Origin of the sequence: Kitasatospora xanthocidica (assembly GCF_014656195.1) — a bacterium.
Lineage (GTDB): Bacteria > Actinomycetota > Actinomycetes > Streptomycetales > Streptomycetaceae > Kitasatospora > Kitasatospora xanthocidica.
The window spans coordinates 157,255-173,759 of sequence record NZ_BNBY01000010.1; the positions used below are offsets into that span (position 1 = coordinate 157,255).

Consider the following 16,505-nt stretch of genomic DNA (forward strand, 5'->3'; position numbering starts at 1 on the left):
TGCGGGTCCTCTCTGGGGAGTGGCCGCGGGTGCGGTCCGGGGTGCGGTCCGAGGGGTGTGTCCGGTCAGCGGTGGCGCAGGCGGGCGATGCCCTCGCGGGCGCCGAAGGCGAGCAGCCAGGCGGTGATGGCGGCGGAGGCGGCGAGGAAGACCGGGAGCGATGTGTGGGCGGCGGTACCGATCAGGACGGCCATGGCGACCAGGGCGGAGAACAGGATCACGGCTGACTCCTTCGGCTACGGCTGTGGTGCGTGCGCCGGTTTCGGTTGACAAGTGTTCGCTGACTTCGGCATCACTGTACTCCGGCTGGCCAAGTTCGGCAAACGACTGTTTACTGAATGGCGTGAGTCACACCGTAGGGGCCAGACAGGCCCAGAAGCAGCAGAGTCGGCGGGCGTTGCTGGATGCCGGGCTGCACCTGCTGGCCGATCAGAACCTGGCGAGCCTGGGTGTCCGCGAGGTCACCCGGGAGGCCGGGCTCTCGCCCGCGGCCTTCTACCGGCACTTCCCGGACCTCGCCGCCCTCGGGGTCGCGCTGGTCGAGGAGTCGCTGGCCAGCCTGCACGTCATGATCCGTTCGGTGCTCGCCGAGGCGGGCGGTGCCGAGGAGCTGATCGACCGTGCGGTGGACGTGATCGAGCAGCACGTCCGCGAGCACCGGCCGCACGTCCGCTTCCTGTCACGTGAGCGGCACGGCGGGGTCCGGCAGGTGCGCGAGGCGATCGACGCCGAACTCGGCCGCTTCGCCGCCGAGGTGGGAGCCGCGCTGGCGCTGCAGCCGGTGTCGCGGGGGTGGAGCGAGCAGGACCTGCGGATGCTGGCCGAGCTGTACGTGGACCACATGGTGTCCACGGCCTCCGCCTTCCTGGAGGCGCAGGAGGCCGAGCCGGACCGGGAGGAGCGGATCGCCGCAACCGCGCGGCTGCAGCTGCGCCTGATCAGCCTGGGGCGGCGGCACTGGCAGGGGAGCTGACCCCGTGTCGTAGGGGGTGCGCGCGGACGCCCGGGCCCTGATGGGGGCGGTGGTAACCGGCCATTGCGTTCGGGGTGGTTTCTTGGTCTCGCCTTGACCCTTGACAGTGGGTCATGTCCGCGACAGCTTTGGTGCACCCCCACACGTGGACCCCCCACATCGAGAGGTCTCTCATGAAGAAGCCGCTCATAGGCACGCTCGCCACGCTCCTGGCCGCCGGTGCCACCACCCTTGCCGTGGCCTCCCCGGCTCAGGCGGCCCCCAGGGCCACCGTCAACTTCGCCGGAACGGTGGCCCTCAGCAACTGCTCCGGCTCGCTGGTGCGGATGCCCGGCTCGGCCGCGAGCGACCCGGCGCTCATACTCTCCAACGGCCACTGCCTGGAGTCCGGCATGCCGGGCCCCGGGCAGGTGGTCCTCAATCAGGCCTCCAGCCGGACCTTCACCCTGCTCAACGCCTCCGGCAGCGGCGTCGCCACCCTGCGCGCGACCAAGGTGGTCTACGGCGCGATGACCGACACCGACGTGTCGATCTACCAGCTGAACACCAGCTACTCCTCGATCCAGTCCCGGTACGGGATCGCGCCGCTGACCGTCGCCGCGACCCACCCCGTCCAGGGCACCTCGATCAAGGTCGTCTCCGGGTACTGGAAGAAGATCTACTCCTGCTCGGTCGACGGCTTCGCCTACCGGCTGAAGGAAGCCGACTGGACCTTCAAGGACTCGGTCCGCTACACCTCGGCCTGCAACGTGATCGGCGGCACCTCCGGCTCCCCGGTGGTCGACGCCTCGTCCGGCCAGGTGGTCGCCGTCAACAACACGACCAACGAGAACGGCGAGCGCTGCACCCTGGACAACCCCTGCGAGGTCGACCAGAACGGCACCGTGACGGTGCGCCGGGGCATCGGCTACGCCCAGGAGACGTACGGGATCCCGGCCTGCTTCGCCGCCGGCAACAAGTTCGACCTGACCCTCCCGGGCTGCACCCTGCCCCGCCCTTAGCGCGAACCCCAGTTCCTTGGCGTGAACCCCCGTCCGCAACCAGCACCCCACCGGGTAGCGGGCGCCCCGTCGGTGACCGGCACCCCGCCGACAGGGCCGCGCAACCCCAGTGACCAGCACCTTTGCCCTGATGGGTCATCCGCCGACGGCGGGTGGCCCATTCGGCCGTCCACCGGGCGGCCACCGCACCACCCGCACCGCAGAGTCGTACCACGAGGCCGCACCCATGTCCGTTGACCAGATGGAGAGTTGATGACCACCGCGTTGAGAAGGCTGCTGGTTTCCACCCTGCTGATACCGCTGCTCGCGTTCAGCGGCCTGGCGTCCCCGGCGTTCGCCGCCGACGACCAGGGCGCATCGGCGTCCGGGGCGGCCCACGGCCGCGGCCCCGCCGACGACCCGAACGCCGACATCAAGGACCGCCTGGCGGCGATCCCCGGGGTGACCATCACCGAGGAGAAGCCGACCACCACCGGCCACCGCTACTTCATCGCCACCTACACCCAGCCGATCGACCACGCCCGCCCCTGGCTGGGCACCTTCCAGCAGCGCTTCAGCCTGCTGCACCGCGGCTACGACCGCCCGACCGTCTTCTACACCAACGGCTACACCCTGGGCACCAACCCGTCCCGCACCGAGCCCACCCGGCTGGTGGACGGCAACCAGGTCTCCATCGAGTACCGGTTCTTCACCCCCTCCCGCCCCGAGCCGGCGGACTGGTCCAAGGCCGGCATCCGTCAGGGAGCCGCCGACTCGCACCGGCTGGTGACCGCGCTCAAGCGGATCTACCAGCAGGAGTGGCTGTCCACCGGCGCCAGCAAGGGCGGCATGTCCTCCACCTTCTACCGCCGCTTCTACCCGGACGACGTGGCCGGCACGATCGCCTACGTGGCGCCGAACAACACCGACGTCAGCGACTACGCGGCCTACACCGAGTTCTTCCGCACCGTCGGCACCCCCGAGTGCCGGGCCCGGCTGCAGGCCGCCCAGCGCGAGCTGCTGGTGCGCCGGGACCGCCTGGAGGCCCGCTACGTCGCCGACAACAAGGCGGCCGGCTCCACGTTCAACACCCTCGGCACTCCGGACCGCGCGTACGAGGCGGGCACGCTGGACGTGGTCTGGGCGTTCTGGCAGTACAGCCTGGAGGCGGACTGCGCCAAGGTGCCGGTGGCCGCCACCGCGACCGACGACGAGCTGTACGCCTGGTTCGACGCGCAGTCGGGCATCACCGGCAACAGCGACCAGTCGCTGGCGAAGTACACCGCCTACTACTACCAGGCGGCCACCGAGCTGGGCGCGCCGTTCTTCGACGTCTCGTACCTGAAGGACCTGCTGCACTACGACTACAAGGACCTCTACTCGGCCCGCGCCTACGTGCCGAAGGAGATCCCGGTCAGCTTCAACCGGTACGCGATGCCCGACATCGACCGCTGGGTGAAGCGCGAGGGCGAGCGGATCATGTACGTCTACGGCGGCAACGACCCGTGGGGCGCCAAGCCGTTCCACCTCGGCCGCGGCAGTGAGGACAGCTACGTCTACACCGTGCCCGGCGGCAACCACGGCTCCAACATCTCCAAGCTGCCCGCCGAGCAGTCGGCGGAGGCCACCGCCAAGGTCCTGGAGTGGGCCGGCCTGGGCGACCAGGACGCCGCCCGCTCGCTGGCCAAGTCGCCGCAGCTGATCCCTGCCTTCGGCCCGCTGGACGTCGAGGGCCAGCGGCTGGAGCAGGAGCGCCGCCCGCTGTGACGCCCGAACCGCTGGGATGCCCGAGCCGCCGGGATGCCCGAACCGCTGTGACGGCTGAACCGCGGTAGCACCCTGACCCGCCAGGGTCACCATGGACAGGAGGCCGCCCCGCTGCCCGGGGCGGCCTCCTTTCGTCGTCCACGCCCTCCTCCCGTCGTCCACGGGCACCTTCTTCCGCCCCCCGCCGGGCCCCTCCCCGAAGCACTGAATCAGTGCTTCAATGCTTCCATGGCCTACCGACGCACGCCCGCCGTACAAGCCCGCCTGGACGCCCAGCGCGAGGCCGTACTGCAGTCGGCGGTCCTGCTGCTCGCCGAACGCGGGTACGCCGGCTGCACGATGGCGGCCGTGGCGGACCGCGCCGGGATCGCCACCGGCAGCCTCTACCAGCACTTCGCCAACAAGGCCGAGCTGTCGGTGCAGTTGTTCCGCCGGGTGGTCACCCGCGAGATCGACGCGGTCAACGCGGCCGTCGCGCTGCGGGACACCCCGCAGGAGCGGATCGCCGCCGTGGTCGAGACCTTCGCCGCCCGTGCCCTGCGGGCGCCGCGGCTGGCGTACGCGCTGCTGGTCGAGCCGGCCGACGCGGTGGTGGACGGCGAGCGGCTGGTGTTCCGGCGGGCGTTCCGGGACGTGATCGCCACCGAGATCACCGCCGCGGTCGCGAGCGGCGAACTGCCCGAGCAGGATGCCGTGCTGACCGCCGCGGCCGTGGTCGGCGCGGTCGGCGAGGCGCTGGCCGGCCCGCTCGCGGCCATGCCCGAAAGAACGGCCGCACCCGGGAGAACGGCCGTGCCCGAAAGAACGGCCGCACCCGGGAGAACGGCCATGCCCGGAAGCAAGGCCGTGCCCGGGGGCAAGGCCGCGCCCGAAAGCAACGGGGCCGCCGCCGAGGTGGTCCCCGCCCTGGTCTCCTTCACCCTGCGTGCCCTGGGAGGACGCGATGACAGCGACGCATGAGGTCACCAACCAGGTGCCCCTGCCGTACGGACACGACACCGCCGCCGATCCCGCCCTGCTCGCCGCCCTGGAGCGGGCCGGCGCCGGCTGGGCCGAGCCCGAGCTGCGCGAGCTGGGCCGGCTGGCCGGCTCCGAGCAGGCCGCCGAGTGGGGCCGGCTGGCCAACGAGCACCCGCCGGTGCTGCGCACCCACGACCGCTTCGGCCACCGGATCGACGAGGTCGAGTTCCACCCGTCCTGGCACGAGCTGATGCGCACCGCCGTCTCGTACGGCCTGCACGCCGCGCCCTGGCGGGACGGGCGTCCGGGGGCCCACACCGCCCGCGCCGCCAAGTTCTTCGTCTGGAGCCAGGTCGAGGCCGGGCACACCTGCCCGATCTCGATGACCTACGCCGCCGTACCGGCGCTGCGCGCGAACCCCTCCCTGGCCGGGGAGTTGGAGCCGCTGCTGGCGGCGAGGGAGTACGACTTCGGGCTGCGCGAGCCGCGCACCAAGCGCGGGCTGATCGCCGGCATGTCGATGACCGAGAAGCAGGGCGGCTCGGACGTCCGCACCAACACCACGGTCGCCGCCCCGCAGCCGGACGGCACCTACCGGATCACCGGCCACAAGTGGTTCACCTCGGCGCCGATGTCCGACCTGTTCCTGACGCTCGCCCAGGCGCCGGGCGGGCTGAGCTGCTTCGCGCTGCCGCGCGTCCTGCCGGACGGCAGCCGCAACCGGCTGCACCTGATGCGGCTCAAGGACAAGCTCGGCAACAAGTCCAACGCCTCCGCCGAGCTGGAGTACGACGGCGCGGTCGGCTGGCTGGTGGGCGAGGAGGGCCGCGGGGTGCCGACCATCATCGAGATGGTCAACATGACCCGGCTGGACTGCACCACCGGCGGCGCCGCCGGCATGCGCTACGGCGCCACCCGGGCCGTCCAGCACGCCCTGCACCGGCGGGCGTTCGGCAAGGCGCTGGTCGACCAGCCGCTGATGCGCAACGTGCTCGCCGACCTGGTGGTGGAGTCCGAGGCGGCCACGACCGTCGCGATGCGGCTCGCGCAGTCCACCGACCTCGCCCTGGCGGGGGACGAAACCGAGGCGCTGGTACGGCGGTTGGGCCTGGCGGTGGCCAAGTACTGGGTGTGCAAGCGCGGTCCGGCGCACGCCGCCGAGGCGCTGGAGTGCCTCGGCGGCAACGGCTACGTGGAGGAGTCGGGGATGCCCCGGCTCTACCGGGAGGCGCCGCTGGTCTCGATCTGGGAGGGCTCCGGCAACGTCGCCGCCCTGGACGCGCTGCGTGCCATGGCCAAGCGGCCGGAGACCGTGGAGGCGTTCCTCGGCGAACTCGACGCCGCCGTCGGCGCGGACCGCCGACTGGACGCGGCCGTGGCCGCGCTGCGCAAGGAACTCACCGACCTGACCGACCTGGAGTTCCGCACCCGCCGGCTGGTCGAGTCGATGGCGCTGGCCTTCCAGGGCTCGCTGCTGGTCCGGTACGGCGACCCGGCGGTGGCCGACGCGTTCTGCGCGAGCCGGCTGGGCGGCGACCACGGCGCGGCCTTCGGCACCCTGCCGGCCGGGGTCGACGCCGGGGCGATCATCGACCGGGCCCGTCCGGTGCCGGCGTGAGCGAATCCCAGGAGGTCCGCGCGTTCTGGCAGGCCCTGGGCCTGCCCGGCCTGGTCGACGTGCACACCCACTTCATGCCGAAGAACGTCCTCGACAAGGTGTGGGCGTACTTCGACGCGGCCGGTCCGCTCATCGACCGGCCCTGGCCGATCACCTATCGCGAGGCCGAGGCCGAACGCGTCGCGCGGCTGCGGGAGTTCGGCGTCCGGGCGTTCACGTCGATGCTCTACCCGCACAAGCCGGGCATGGCCGCCTGGCTGAACGCCTGGGCCGTCGACTTCGCCGCCCGCACCCCGGACTGCCTGCACACCGCGACCTTCTTCCCCGAACCCGAGGCGGCCGGCTACGTCGCCCGGGCGATCGAGGACGGCGCCCGGGTGTTCAAGGCGCACCTGCAGGTCGGCGGCTACGACCCGACGGACCCGCTGCTGGACGAGGTCTGGGGGCTGCTCGCCGAGACCGGCACCCCGGTGGTCAGTCACTGCGGATCCGGGCCGGTGGCGGGCAAGTTCACCGGCCCCGGCCCGATCGGCGAGGTGCTGGACCGGCACCCGGGGCTGGTCCTGGTGGTCGCCCACCTCGGGATGTCCGAGTACCGCGACTTCCTCGACCTCGCCGAGCGCCACCCGTCCGTCCGGCTGGACACCACCATGGCGTTCACCGACTTCGTCGAGGCCGACGACCCGTTCCCGCGCGAGGAACTGCCGCGGCTGCGCGGCCTGCGGGACCGGATCCTGCTCGGCAGCGACTTCCCCAACATCCCGTACCGGTACGTCCACCAGCTGGAGGCGCTGGCCGGGCTGGGGCTGGGGGAGGAGTGGCTGCGGGCGGTCTGCCACGACAACGGCGCCGCCCTGTTCGAGCTCAGCTGACCGCGCCGCGCGCTCAGTTGACCGCGCCGCGTGCTCAGTTGACCGCGCCGCACGCCCAGCTGACCGCGCGCTCAACCGACCGTCCCCAGGACCTCCAGGGCCCGTGCATGCAGCCCGGGTGCGGCGGTGAGGAAGCTGTCGGAGCCGGCCGTCCAGGCCGCCCCGGCGGCGTCCGTCACCGCCGCGCCCGCCTCGCTCGCGATCAGCGCTCCGGGCAGCAGGTTGCCCGCGTCCCGGCCGTACTCCCAGAACAGCGCCAGATGCCCGGAGCCGACCTGGGCCACCTGCAGCGCGGTCGGGCCGAGGTTGCGCACCGCCAGCACCGCGCCCGCCATCGCGGACAGCGACTCGCCCGCCCGGCGCAGCGCCACCGGGTCCTCGGCCACCCGCGGCGGCTGGCTGGTGGCGGCGACGGTGATCGCCGGCTCGCGCTCCAGCGGGGCGATCGGCCGCCCGTCCAGTTCGGCCCCGCCGCCCAGCACCGCCCGGTAGGTCCGCCCGCCGTCCAGCTCGGGGGCGTGCACCACGGCCAGCACCGCGACGCCGTCCCGGACCAGTGCGGCGGTGACCGCCCAGTGCGGCTGGCCGAGCAGGTACTGCACCGCGCCGTCGGTGGCGTCGCAGAGCCACCACTCGCCCTCGGCGGGCAGCGAGCCGTCCAGCTCCTCCTCCGCCCAGCCGGCCCACGGGCGCAGCGCGGTCAGCCGCTCCCGCAGCTCGGCGGCGGCCGGCCCGTCCAGCGCGGCGAAGGCGGCCCCGGCCTCCTCGACCGTCCGCGCCGTGACGGGCTCGGTGGACCGGCGGGCCGCCAGCTTGGCGCCGACCTCGCGCACCACGGCCTCCACCTCCCGCGCCAGCGCCCACAGCCCGGCCGGCTCGTTCAGGCTTGCCAGCTCGTGCAGGCCCGCCAGTTCGTCCAGCCCGGCCAGCTTGTCCAGCTCGTTCAGCTCGTTCAGCTCGTTCAGCTTGTTCATCACGGTGACCCCTCCCGGTTCCCGGGCCGGCCGCTCCGGCCGCCCAGGACAAGGAGTACCCTCGGAGCGACCGAACAGGACGCTGGATCCCCCGTAGACGACGGAGATCGGACACCATGGACCTCTCCACTGCTGATCCGGACAGCGTGCTGGACGCCCTCGACCGCCGTCTGGTCTGCGCCCTCCAGGTGGACGGCCGGGCCGAGCCCGGCCGGATCGCCGAGGTGCTGGGCGTCTCCACCCGTACGGTGACCCGCCGGCTGGCCCGGATGCGGATGGCCGGCGTGCTGCGGGTGGTCCGGATGCCCGACGTCGAGGACGCGGCGGTGGGCGCCCTGCTGCTGCGGGTCCGGGTGCTGAGCGGACGGGTGGACGCCGTCGCGCAGGCGCTGGCCGACCGCTCGGACGTTCCCTTCGTCGACGTGATGCTCGGCGGCCACGAGGTCGGCGCGGTCATGCTGACCGACGCCGGGGCCCGCGACCGGCTGCTGTACGGGCAGCTGCCCGCGACCGGCGCCGTCACCGAGACCACCACCCACGCCGTGCTGCACGCCTTCGCCGACGCCGGGCAGTGGCGGGGCGGCCACCTGACCGAGGAGGAGGCCGCCGCGCTCGCCCGGCCCGCCGTCCCGCGCCCGGCGTCACCCCCGCCGCTGGACGCCCTCGACCGCGCTCTGCTGGACCGGCTGGGCGAGGACGCCCGGCAGTCCCACGCCGCCCTGGCGGCGGTCGTCGGGGCACCTGAGTCGACCGTGCGCCGCCGGCTGCACCGGCTGGACGAGCTGGGGCTGCTGCGCACCCACGCCACCGTGGACCCGCGGCTGCTCGGCATGGCGGTGGACGCCAACCTCTGGCTGGACGTGCCGCCCGGCCGGCTCGCCGAGGTCGGCACCGCGCTGGCCCGCCACCCGCAGGTGCACGGCGTGTTCGCCACCAGCGGCCCGACCGGTCTGCTGGCCACGCTGTTCTGCGCGGACCACGGCGAGCTGTACCGCTTCCTCACCGACACGCTCGGCCCGCTCGGCGCCGCCCGGGTCGAGACCACGATCACCGCCCGCGCGGTGAAGCGAGCGGGGGTCCTGCTCAGGCAACCGCCCCGGCGGCCGTAGCGACCGTACCGGCCCCGGCGACCGTGCTGCCCCGGCAACCGCCCCGGCCTCGGCAACCATCGAGGCCCCGGCGGCCGGAGCGGCCGTTACCTGCGGGGTAATCGACGTCCGCCGCCGGGCCGGGCAGGCTGGGGGCAACCCGGTGAGGCCGACACGGCCCCGGGATCCCACCCGCGACAGGAGGCGATCCGCCATGTCCGCCCACGCGAACACCCTCACCCCCGCCAGGCCGGCCTCCGCCTTCTCGCCGTGGACGGTGCGCGGCATCCTCACCCTGGACGCCCTGGTCACCGGCGGAAACGGGCTGGCCTACCTGGCCTTCTCCGGACCGCTCGGCGAGTTGCTCGGCCTCGGCCGCGCCACCCTGCTCGACCTCGGGGCCTTCCTCACCGTCTACGCGGTCGCCGTCGGCGTGCTGGCGGCCCGTCGGCAGCCGCCGGTGCTCGGCGTACGGGCGGTGATCGACCTCAACCTGGTCTGGGTGGTGCTCAGCCTGGTGGCGATGGAGGTCTGGCTGGAGCCGACCACCGCCGGCTTCGTCTGGATCCCGCTGCAGGCCGCGACGGTCGCCCTGTTCGCCGTCCTGCAGTTCACCGCCCTGCGCCGGAGCAGCCGGAGCAGCCGGAACGGCGGGAACGGCGGGAACGACGGGAACAGCCGGACCAGCCGTTCCGCCCGCTACAGCTGACGCTCCGGCCCCACCGCGGACTGCAGGAACCGCACCGTCTCCGCGTCGGCCGGGAGGAAGGTCTCCATGGCCAGCTCGGAGACGGTCACGTCCAGCGGGGTGTTGAAGGTCGCGATGGTGGAGAGGAACGAGAGCACCCGCCCGTCGTGGCGGATCCGCATCGGCAGCGCGAACGGGAAGCCGTCCCCGGCCACGTCCTGCGCCGGGTCGTCGGCCGGCTCGGGGTAGCCGCGGACCTCCTCGTACAGCCGCCGCAGCGGTTCGGCGCGGACCAGCTCCAGTTGGCGCTCCATCCGCTCCAGCAGGTGGTGGCGCCACTGCCGCAGGTTGACGATGCGCGGCGCCAGCCCGTCCGGGTGCAGGGTGATCCGGATCGCGTTGAGCGGCGGCTCCAGCAGGTGCGGGGCGACCCCGTCCAGGAGCAGCCCGAGCGAGCGGTTGGCCGCCAGCACCCGGAAGCTCCCGTCGACGACGACCGCCGGGTACGGGTCGTGGGCGGCCAGCAGCCGCTCCACGCCGCCGCGCACCGCGTCCATCGAGGGGTCGTCCAGCGGTGTCTCGGGGTAGTGCGGGGCGTAGCCGGCCGCGAGCAGCAGGGTGTTGCGCTCGCGCACCGGGACGTCCAACTGCTCGGCCAGCCGCAGCAGCAGCTCCCGGCTCGGACGGGAGCGGCCGTTCTCCACGAAGCTGAGGTGCCGGGCCGAGGAGTCCGCCCGCAGCGCCAGTCGCAGCTGGCTGAGCTGTCGTCGTTCGCGCCAGCCGCGCAGCAGCGGGCCGACGCCGGTTCCCGTCGGGCTGCCCATGCCCGCCATGATCGTCATGGCCCAGGACGGTACTCGAACGAGCCCGGTCGGCGGGAGGGGGCGAGGGGGACCGGACGGACCTGATCAGAGCCCGGGTGGGTCAGGGTGGTTCAGGGGGCCGCGGGGATCTGCGGGGATCCGGGGATCAGACGCCGGTGCTGGAACCCGGCCGGATGACCATGAGCACCACGACCACGGCCCACAGCAGGTTGAACACCCCGGCCGTCATCGGCAGCAGGCGCAGACCGCCGACCGCCTTGGCGTGCTGCTCGTCCGCCGGGTCGAGGTCGAGCGCGTCCACGGCGGCCTGCTGGCCGGGGAGGACGAAGAGCAGCAGGGAGAGCGCGGCGACCGCGGTCAGCACCATCGAGACGATCACCCAGGACTGGCTCATCACGTCCATCACCTGGGCCAGGCCGATGCCCAGCACCGGCACCGCGACCCCCAGCAGCGCGTAGACCTGGGTGATCCGGTGCAGCACGCGCAGCACGCCCGCGTCGGAGGCCCGGTCCGGCCCGTCGGCCAGCGCGGCCTTCGCCCGGCGCGGGAACGTGCTGACGGCCACCGCGACCGGGCCTATGAACAGGACCGAGACGAGGACGTGCAGGCTCAGCAGGAACTTGGCCATGGCGGGGCACCCTTTGGATCCGGTGGGCAGCTGGGGTTTCGCGGGAGCGCACGGTCGGCGCGCCCACGACCAGGCACGCTAACACCGCTTATTCACGGGCCCACCGCTCGGGTGCGCGGTGCGGGGCCCACCGGCGGCCCGTCCGCCGGCGGTCCAGCCCGCCGCCCGCCACGGCCCACCCGTCGGTTCAGCCGGCCGCCGTCAGCTCCACGATCCGCGGCGGGGCGGTGCTGACCGCCGCGACGGCGGCGCCGTGCTCCGGGTCGGTCCAGTCGATCAGGTGCAGGTCCTGGTACCGGCTGCGCAGCGGGGCACCGGGCGGGACGGTCGCGGGCAGGGCGGAGAGGTCGATCCCGCCGAGGGTGTCCAGGGTGGCCCGCCCGATCTTGATCAGCGACTCCTTGCGCACCCACTGCCGCAGGAACGCCCGGTCCGGCTCCGGGTCCGCCTCGACCAGGGCGAGTTCGGCCGGGGCCAGCACCCGGCGGGCGACCGCGCGCAGCGAGCCGCCCCGGCCGGACAGCTCGACGTCCACGCCGATCGGCTGGTGGCCGGCGCCCGCGGCGACCACGCCCCTGGTGTGCGACAGGCTCACGTGCACCCCGGGGTGGTCCGGCAGGTAGGGCTTGCCGTGGTCGGCGAGCCCGCAGTCCGGGCACTGCTGGGCGAGCACCAGGCCGGCCACCGGGACGCCGAGCAGCCGGGCGGCGCAGAGCCGGACCAGCAGGTGCCCGGCGGTGAAGTCGAGCCGCCCGGACTCGTGCCGGAAGCGCGCGGCGCGTTCCCGTTCGAGGGCGGTCAGCAGGTGCTCGCCCACCTCGGGGTGCCGCAGCACGGCGTCGGCGGACGCGACGGCGACGAGCGGTGCGCTCTGGTCCTGGGCCTCGGTGGTCATGACTCCAACCTAGCTCCAACCCGGGCCCCGCCGGAGAGGGGTGCCGCCGCCCGCCGACCGGGTGTTCCCGGGAGACCGGTGCTCCGTTCGTATGAATGTCGGATGCGACCTGAGGGTCGAGAGGGTACGAATCACCTGATTTAGGGTTGGATGTCCCGGATCTGTGGGATCGACGGCAGATGTCATGGAAAACGGCAGGTCGTCCGAGCGCCTGCCCTTTCTCTTATGCGCGGAGGAATTGTCGATGGGTCAGGCCACCGGTTCGCCGGATCACCGAACGACCGCCGTGAGAACGCCCGCCACCCGTGGTCGCCGGGCCGTCCGCGCGGCGGTCGCGACCGTCGTGGCCGCGCTGCCGCTGGCCGCCGTGCTGACGGTCGGTTCGGCCGCGCCGCTGGCCCCGCCGCTGGGCGCCTGCACCGGGCCCTCCTGTCCCGCCACCTGGCCGACGCCGCCGAACAACGGCGACTTCACCGGGCGGGACGCCAGCATCAACGTCTTCACCGGCGGCAACTACACGGTGAACGGCCGCGCCGCCGAGGCCGAGGGCAAGATCGTCACCCTGGGGAACCTGACCGTCGACAAGAACGGCGGCGGCATCTACAACATGGGCGTCGTCGGCGTCGGCTCGCGCGTGGTGCCGCCCAACGGCAGCGACTTCGTGACCACCGGTGGCGCCGTCGACGTCAAGACCGGCAACTCCATCCTGATCGGCGGCAGCGACTCGCACGGCGCGGCCTTCGGCAACCTGCGCCACGCGGGCAGCGTGAGCGGCACCGTCAGCATCGACCCCACCGGCCAGTCGATCCAGGACGCCAACGCCGCCGCGCCCTACCAGACGGTGCTGACCCAGATCGAGGAGATCTCCGACTGCGTGGGTCGGTCCGCCCCGACCGGCCAGGTCGACATCGCCTTCGGTACGGCGACCTTCACCGGCGACGGGACCAGCATGCGGCAGGTCTTCAACGTCACCCAGAACCTCGCCTCGCCGACCGGCGGACAGATCGGCCTCGCCTTCACCAAGATCCCGGCCGGCGCCACCGTCGTGGTCAACATGATCGGCGACAGCCCGATCATCAACACCTACACGGGCACCGGTCTGGCGGGCGACCAGACCACCGATATGCGCTCGAAGCTGATGTACAACTTCCCGACCGCGACCTCGGCCCAGATCCTCGGCAGCGCCCAGTTCCAGGGCTCCGTCATGGCCGGCAACCCGGGCGGCACCACGACCATCGCCCAGCCGGGCATGAACGGCCGGGTGTACCTGGCGGGCAACCTGATCCACACGGGTACCGGTGGCTACGAGATCCACAGCTACCCGTTCGACGGGGACCTGCCGGAGTGCACGGTGACGCCCAGCCCGTCGCCGACCTCCTCCTCGCCGTCTCCTTCGCCGACGTCTCCTTCGCCGACCTCTCCGTCTCCGACCTCGCCCTCGCCGACCTCGCCGAGCCCGACGTCTCCGTCGCCGACGTCCCCCACGCCGACCTCTCCGTCCCCGACCTCCCCGTCCCCCACCTCCCCGTCTCCCACCTCGCCGAGCCCGACGTCCCCGTCCCCGACGTCTCCCACGCCGACCTCGCCGGCGCCCACCTCCCCGACCCCGAGCAGCCACTCGCCGTCGGCCAGCGCGTCCACGTCGAGCGCGGGCCCAGCCCCGACCAGCCACCACCCGACCAAGCAGCCGACGAGCCACCACCCGGGCGGCGGCGGTGAGTTGCCCTCCACCGGTGCGGGCAACGCTCCGGTGGTCTTCGGTCTGGCGGGCGTCGGCCTGCTCGGCCTCGGCGGTCTGGCCGTGATGGCCGCCCGCCGCCGCGGCCGCCACAGCTGACGGCCCCGCACGACGGCTGAACGGCGCCGAGCGCGCCCGAGCAGCCGGCCGGCGTACAGGCCGCCCGAGTCGATCCGACCGGGCGGCCTGTGTCGTACCCGGAACTCCAGGGGTACCGGGCTACCGCTGCGCCGGGTAGTCCGCGAGCCCGGAGGCGAGCAGGGCGAAGGCCCGGTCCACCGCCGTCTCGATCCGGGGGCGGATCTCCTCGGCCGATTCGCCGGCCACCACGGCCCGCCGGATCTCGGCGAGGACCGCCCGGTGGGCGCCCGCGACGGTGCCGGCCACCACGTGCGGGAGCGGGTCGTCCGGGGCGGCTCCCGCCTCCTCGGCCAGGACGGCGGCCAGTGCCCCCTCCGCGCGTTCGCCGAGCTCCAGCAGTCGGGCGCGCAGCGCGGGGCTGTCCGTGACGATCCGCCAGAACGTCGCCATCCGCGGGTTCAGTCCGACCGTGGGCTCCCCGTCCGCGACCGCGGCCAGCAGGTCGGCCCGGACGGCGTCCACCGCGGAGCTGCCGGCCGGGCGGCGGCGGACCACCTCGGCCAGGTGGGCGACCACGGCGTCCTGCCGGTCGAAGAACAGGTCCTCCTTGGTCGGGAAGTAGTTGAAGACCGTGTTGGGGGAGACCCCGGCGGCCCGGGCCACCTCGACGACCGTGACCCGGTCGAACCCGCGCTCGGCGAACAGGCCCATGGCGGTGTCGGCCAGGAGGTCCCGGGTCTGCTGCTTCTTGAGTTCGCGAAGTCCCATGCCGGGATCCTACGGCAGAATCATGGAGTCACATAAAACTTGCAGTGACACCAAGAATATCGGCTACGGTGACGGCATGACCTTCACCTTCGGCATCTACCCCGGCGGACTGCTCGGCGACGACAGCGGTGTGCTGGCGCCCGTCCGCCCCGACGACCCGGCGCTGATCACCGCGGCCCTGCGCGAACTCCAGGGCGGGGCAGGCGAGTTCCTGGTCCGTGCCTACCGCTCGTGCGGCGATCCCGGGTGCGCCCCGGAGCGGCCCGAGCAGTACGCGGTCGAGGGGCGCAGGCTCGACCTGGTGCTCCAGTACCGCGACCGCAGCGGGGAGTTGGCGGGCTGGCTGGACTTCGTCCGGGAGACGGTCCGGACCGAGGGCCACCGGGTCGCCCTCCTCCAGATCTGCGAGGAGCCCAACCTCGATCTGCCGCCCGTGGACGGCAGCATCCCCGACGTGCGGCGGGCGCTGGTCGCGGGCGTGGTCGCGGCCAAGGAGGAGGCGCTGGCCCGCGGGTACGACGAGCTGGCCGTCGGCTTCAACGCGGTGCCGTCCTTCGACCCCGCGGACACCTTCTGGTCCGAACTCGGCGAGCTTGCCGACGAGCGCTTCCACCGAGCCCTGGACTACGTCGGCCTGGACTTCTTCCCGGACGTCTTCCGGCCCGTGCCGCCCGGGCAACTCACCGACGCGGTACGGGCGGTGGTCACGTCGTTCCGGCGGGACTGGCTGCCCCGGGCCGGCATCGGGGCCGCCGTCCCGCTGCGGGTCTGCGAGAACGGGTGGCCCACCGGCCCCGGGCGGAGCGAGGCGCGGCAGGCCGAGGTGGTCGAGGAGGTGGTGCGGACGGTCGCCGGGCTGGCCGCCGAACTCGCCGTCACCGGTTACGCGTTCTTCGCCCTGCGGGACGCCGACAGCGCGGGGGCGGGGCTGTTCCACCACTTCGGCCTGCTGCGCGACGACTACTCGCGCAAGCCGGCGTTCGACACCTACCGGAAGCTGGTCGCCGAACTGACCGAACTGACCGAACCGGCCGAACCGGCCGGACCGACCGAACCGAGCGCAACATCCGGACCGACCGAACCGAGCGCAACGGCCGAAACATCCGAACCGGCCTGCCGGGAAGGCTAGTTCGTCTCGAAGAACCGCTCCACCGTGCGGCGCCGGGCGGCGACCTCGTGCACCGGCTCGCCGATCACCCGCCCGGCCAGGGTGACGGCCAGCTCGCCGACGTCCTGGCGGAGCCGCTCGGCCGCCGCGGCCCGGTCCGCGGCGATCCGCGCGCGTCCGGTGGTGAGCAGCTCGTCCCGTTCGCGCAGGCCCTCTGCCCGGGCCGCGGCGATCGCCGCCGCGCCGCGTTCGGTGCAGTCCTCCCGGATCCGGGCCGCCTGGTGCCGGGCCTCGGCCAGTTCGCGCAGGTGGGTGTCGCGGACGGCCTCGGCCTCGGCGCGCAGGGCCTCGGCGTGCTCGGCGCGGCCCTCGGTGGCCTCCCGGCGTTCGGCCTGCACCCGTTCGATGCGGGGGAGCAGGTGCCGGCCGAGCGTCCAGAGGATCAGGAAGAACAGCGCCAGGCCGAGGGCCAGCGGGGCCGGTTCGGGCTTGAGCGGGCCGAGTTCGAGATTCACGCAACCTCCCCGTGGTCCGACGTGCCGT

At 73.4% G+C, this 16,505-nt stretch carries 17 protein-coding genes; 10 read left to right on the forward strand and 7 right to left on the reverse strand.

Annotation, left to right across the window (positions count from 1 at the left end):
• Positions 1-65: 65 nt before the first annotated feature.
• Entirely contained in the window at positions 66-221 is a 156-nt protein-coding gene (locus tag IE332_RS20040; protein WP_189918519.1) for a hypothetical protein, read from the reverse strand.
• 122 nt (positions 222-343) lie between these two features.
• Between IE332_RS20040 and IE332_RS20045 the strand changes: the two genes are divergently transcribed.
• The 6 genes from IE332_RS20045 (at position 344) to IE332_RS20070 (ending at position 7,170) form a co-directional block, all read left to right on the forward strand.
• Entirely contained in the window at positions 344-973 is a 630-nt protein-coding gene (locus IE332_RS20045) for a TetR family transcriptional regulator (protein ID WP_189918228.1), read from the forward strand.
• 173 nt (positions 974-1,146) lie between these two features.
• Positions 1,147-1,974: a S1 family peptidase gene (locus IE332_RS20050; protein ID WP_189918230.1), complete on the forward strand. Its 828-nt coding sequence runs from the start codon at positions 1,147-1,149 to the stop codon at positions 1,972-1,974.
• A 252-nt stretch (positions 1,975-2,226) separates the two neighbouring features.
• Positions 2,227-3,720: a S28 family serine protease gene (locus IE332_RS20055; protein WP_189918232.1), complete on the forward strand. Its 1,494-nt coding sequence runs from the start codon at positions 2,227-2,229 to the stop codon at positions 3,718-3,720.
• A gap of 228 nt (positions 3,721-3,948) precedes the next feature.
• Positions 3,949-4,680, forward strand: coding sequence for a TetR/AcrR family transcriptional regulator (locus IE332_RS20060; protein ID WP_189918234.1), 732 nt, complete (start codon positions 3,949-3,951; stop codon positions 4,678-4,680).
• Positions 4,664-6,298 (forward strand): acyl-CoA dehydrogenase family protein, encoded by a 1,635-nt coding sequence (locus IE332_RS20065; protein ID WP_189918236.1) that lies wholly within the window; start codon positions 4,664-4,666, stop codon positions 6,296-6,298. The genes IE332_RS20060 and IE332_RS20065 overlap by 17 nt, the downstream gene beginning before the upstream one ends.
• Positions 6,295-7,170 (forward strand): amidohydrolase family protein, encoded by an 876-nt coding sequence (locus IE332_RS20070; protein WP_189918238.1) that lies wholly within the window; start codon positions 6,295-6,297, stop codon positions 7,168-7,170. The genes IE332_RS20065 and IE332_RS20070 overlap by 4 nt, the downstream gene beginning before the upstream one ends.
• Before the next feature lie 71 nt (positions 7,171-7,241).
• Here the strand turns inward: IE332_RS20070 and IE332_RS20075 are convergent, their stop codons facing one another.
• Complete coding sequence (locus IE332_RS20075; RefSeq protein ID WP_189918240.1) at positions 7,242-8,144, reverse strand: inositol monophosphatase family protein; 903 nt, start codon at positions 8,142-8,144, stop codon at positions 7,242-7,244.
• A gap of 116 nt (positions 8,145-8,260) precedes the next feature.
• On the opposite strand from IE332_RS20075, the gene IE332_RS20080 reads away from it, so the two are divergent.
• Together IE332_RS20080 and IE332_RS20085 are read left to right on the forward strand one after the other, a co-directional pair.
• A complete protein-coding gene (locus tag IE332_RS20080; RefSeq protein ID WP_189918242.1) occupies positions 8,261-9,253 on the forward strand; it encodes an Lrp/AsnC family transcriptional regulator in 993 nt (330 codons plus the stop codon).
• Between the two features lie 193 nt (positions 9,254-9,446).
• Complete coding sequence (locus IE332_RS20085) at positions 9,447-9,941, forward strand: hypothetical protein (protein WP_229928735.1); 495 nt, start codon at positions 9,447-9,449, stop codon at positions 9,939-9,941.
• Here the strand turns inward: IE332_RS20085 and IE332_RS20090 are convergent.
• The 3 genes from IE332_RS20090 to IE332_RS20100 all read right to left on the reverse strand — a co-directional run bounded on the left by IE332_RS20090 (position 9,932) and on the right by IE332_RS20100 (position 12,267).
• On the reverse strand, positions 9,932-10,762 hold the full coding sequence (locus IE332_RS20090) for a helix-turn-helix domain-containing protein (RefSeq protein WP_189918244.1): 831 nt from the start codon (positions 10,760-10,762) through the stop codon (positions 9,932-9,934). The two genes, IE332_RS20085 and IE332_RS20090, sit on opposite strands and share 10 nt — an antisense overlap.
• 127 nt (positions 10,763-10,889) lie before the next feature.
• Positions 10,890-11,372, reverse strand: a complete 483-nt coding sequence (locus IE332_RS20095) for a hypothetical protein (RefSeq protein WP_189918246.1) — start codon at positions 11,370-11,372, stop codon at positions 10,890-10,892.
• 187 nt (positions 11,373-11,559) lie between these two features.
• On the reverse strand, positions 11,560-12,267 hold the full coding sequence (locus tag IE332_RS20100) for a 4'-phosphopantetheinyl transferase family protein (RefSeq protein WP_189918248.1): 708 nt from the start codon (positions 12,265-12,267) through the stop codon (positions 11,560-11,562).
• A gap of 286 nt (positions 12,268-12,553) precedes the next feature.
• On the opposite strand from IE332_RS20100, the gene IE332_RS20105 reads away from it, so the two are divergent.
• Positions 12,554-14,104, forward strand: a complete 1,551-nt coding sequence (locus IE332_RS20105; RefSeq protein WP_229928736.1) for a choice-of-anchor A family protein — start codon at positions 12,554-12,556, stop codon at positions 14,102-14,104.
• A 120-nt stretch (positions 14,105-14,224) separates the two neighbouring features.
• Here the strand turns inward: IE332_RS20105 and IE332_RS20110 are convergent, their stop codons facing one another.
• Positions 14,225-14,854 carry a TetR family transcriptional regulator gene (locus IE332_RS20110; RefSeq protein ID WP_189918253.1) on the reverse strand — a complete coding sequence of 210 codons (630 nt, stop codon included), beginning with the start codon at positions 14,852-14,854 and terminating at the stop codon, positions 14,225-14,227.
• A 76-nt stretch (positions 14,855-14,930) separates the two neighbouring features.
• Here IE332_RS20110 and IE332_RS20115 point away from each other — a divergent pair, with 76 nt between their 5' ends.
• Positions 14,931-15,983: a hypothetical protein gene (locus IE332_RS20115; RefSeq protein WP_229928737.1), complete on the forward strand. Its 1,053-nt coding sequence runs from the start codon at positions 14,931-14,933 to the stop codon at positions 15,981-15,983.
• On the opposite strand, the gene IE332_RS20120 is transcribed toward IE332_RS20115, so the two are convergent.
• Positions 15,980-16,477 carry a F0F1 ATP synthase subunit B family protein gene (locus tag IE332_RS20120; RefSeq protein ID WP_189918255.1) on the reverse strand — a complete coding sequence of 166 codons (498 nt, stop codon included), beginning with the start codon at positions 16,475-16,477 and terminating at the stop codon, positions 15,980-15,982. The two genes, IE332_RS20115 and IE332_RS20120, sit on opposite strands and share 4 nt — an antisense overlap.
• Positions 16,478-16,505 lie beyond the last annotated feature (28 nt).